This window comes from uncultured Leptotrichia sp., from assembly GCF_938036635.1.
Taxonomy (GTDB): domain Bacteria; phylum Fusobacteriota; class Fusobacteriia; order Fusobacteriales; family Leptotrichiaceae; genus Leptotrichia; species Leptotrichia hongkongensis.
In genome coordinates this window covers 1-2,435 of sequence record NZ_CALHQO010000510.1, presented here as the reverse complement: position 1 = coordinate 2,435, position 2,435 = coordinate 1, and the positions used below count along the sequence as shown (strand labels likewise).

The 2,435-nt window shown below is 34.0% G+C and carries 2 protein-coding genes; both read left to right on the top strand.

All coding sequences use genetic code 11. The features are described 5' to 3' along the window. A partial coding sequence (locus Q0370_RS10260; protein ID WP_299575385.1) for a P-loop domain-containing protein occupies nucleotides 1-897 on the top strand: 897 nt, incomplete at its 5' end. Nucleotides 898-942: 45 nt separating this feature from the next. Next, nucleotides 943-2,220 carry a prolyl oligopeptidase family serine peptidase gene (locus Q0370_RS10255; protein ID WP_299575383.1) on the top strand — a complete coding sequence of 426 codons (1,278 nt, stop codon included), beginning with the start codon at nucleotides 943-945 and terminating at the stop codon, nucleotides 2,218-2,220. Nucleotides 2,221-2,435: the final 215 nt, after the last annotated feature.

Sequence of the window (2,435 nt, the reverse complement as noted above, 5' to 3'; positions counted from 1 at the left end):
GGGGTTTACAATCACATTGCTCAAGATGGGCGAGAACTCATAATTTCTGAATCGGATGCAGTAAAAATACGTGCGGAAGATGGAAGAAATGTGGAAAAAGTGAATATAAGCGGATTTATTAATAATTTGTCACAAAATAAGGATACAAGGGCTTTTTCGACTGAAAATGCGAGCGGAAGCACATCGCAGGCGGCAAATGTGGCAGAAGCGCTGGAATATGGGACTTCTTTACTTCTAATAGATGAGGACACTTCGGCTACTAATTTTATGATTCGTGACGCAAGAATGCAAAAACTTGTAGCAAAAGAGAAAGAGCCGATAACACCGTTTATTGACAGGGTAAAGGAACTTTATGACAATTTTGGAGTTTCTACGATATTGATTGTCGGTGGCTCTGGAGATTATTTTGATGTGGCAAATCACGTTATAATGATGGATGAATATGTGCCAAAAGATGTGACAGAAAAAGCAAAAAAGATTGTAAAAACAGATGAAAACAAGCGAGAATTTTCTTCAAATGATAAATTTCAAGGAGTTACACAGCGTATTCCACTCAAAAAAAGTTTTTCACAATCTGGAAAACTGGATAAAACAAAAGCCAAAGGGAAATACAGCATTTTGTATGGAAAAGAATTAATCGACATTTTGGGGCTGGAGCAGCTTGTGGATGATAGCCAGACAAACTGCATTGCCGTAATGATTGACTATTTTAAAAATAAAGTGCTGGATGAAAAACTGACACTTTCACAAGCAGCTGACAGGATTTATGAAAAAATTGAAAAGGAAGGGCTTGATTCGATTTCTTCATACACAGGGCATCCAGGAAATTTGGCATTGCCTAGAAAACAGGAATTTTGTGTTGCGGTGAATAGATATAGGAAGTTGAAAATAAAATAGTAATTAAATTTGAAATAAAAAAATATTGTAAAGGAAGTGGTTGGTATGAAAACTAAAGTATTGGTGTTTGTAGGTTTGTTTTTGGTGAGTGTGTTGGGAATTTCTAGTGAATTACCCTTTCCAACTATTCCAATTATTTCGTATTCGTTAAATGCAAAAGTATTTGATTATGGGCAGAATATAGTTTCGATTGAAATTGATACTAAAGGAAAAGGGAAAAATATTCAAAATAAACAAATTGCTAAAGATACATTTAAAGTTTTTGCTAAAGGAACTTTGCCAAAAGACGCTGGAATTGTGCTAGACGATAAGACTAAATCATCGGGGACATTTGAAGTTGAGAGGGAAATTGAGAATATTTTTGTAAATGATAAGGGGAATATTGTTATTAATTTAAAATATGGAAAAGATGTAGCTGGAGCAAATACTTTGAGTTATGTTACTGGGGATGTTTCAAGAAATGTCCTAATGGATTTGGAATATCGAGTGGAACAGAAGAAATTGATGAAAACAGGTCCTGGAACACATGGTTTTTTTGGAATTTATAGACAAGGGAAAATTGTTGATGAGGAAGCTGATAAGTTTGTAGTGGCGAAGTCTAAAAGTGGGGTAAATTATCAGTATTTTAAACCTGTGAATAAAGATGATGGCAAGAAACATCCGCTTATAATCTGGTTTCATGGGAATGGTGAAGGCGGATACAAGGATTATCAGAATAATGTTTCACAAAAATTGGCAAATCGTGGGGCAGTGGCTTTTGCAGAAGATAAAACGCAAAAGATATTTGGCGGGGCTTATGTTGTGGCACCGCAGGCTGATGACACTTGGTACAATAATTATACCAAAGGGTATATAAAATCAGTAAAGGCTATGATTGATGAATTTGCTTCTAAAAATAACGTTGATAAAAATAGAATTTATGTTTTTGGAGCTTCGGCTGGTGGATATATGTCATTTAGAATGATGATTGAATATCCAGATTATTTTGCGGCATTTAGTACAAGTGCGGCTGCTCTTGATAAAGCGGCTACTTCTGGCGGAGTTGCAACTACTACACAGGATTTGATGAAAATAAGAAATAAACCGCTTTGGATGGTTCACGCACAAAATGATCCGACTATTTCCTACGAAAATACAAGTAAAAGAGTTTATGATGTTCTTTCAAAATATGGAGCAATACTTTCCTCTTATCCAAATGTAAAAATTGGTGAAACTGAGTACAATGGACACTGGAGCTGGATTTACAGTCTTAGAAATATGCCCGTGAATGATAAAGGAGAATATTTGTTTGAGTGGATGGCAAAGCAACGTTTGAAAAAGTAAAAATTTTAGATTACTAGAGATGATAAAATGAAAATAGGAAAAGACTTGCTTGGAATAGTAAATTCTGAGTCTAGTCTTTTTTGTTTATAACTTTATTTTTATACTAAACCCTGTTTGAAAAATAGCAATAAAATTCTATAACAATTAATTTGATAGCCTTGTTAAAAAAAAATCAAATTTAATTTTTAAGTATCCATCTTAAAGACTTTTATAAT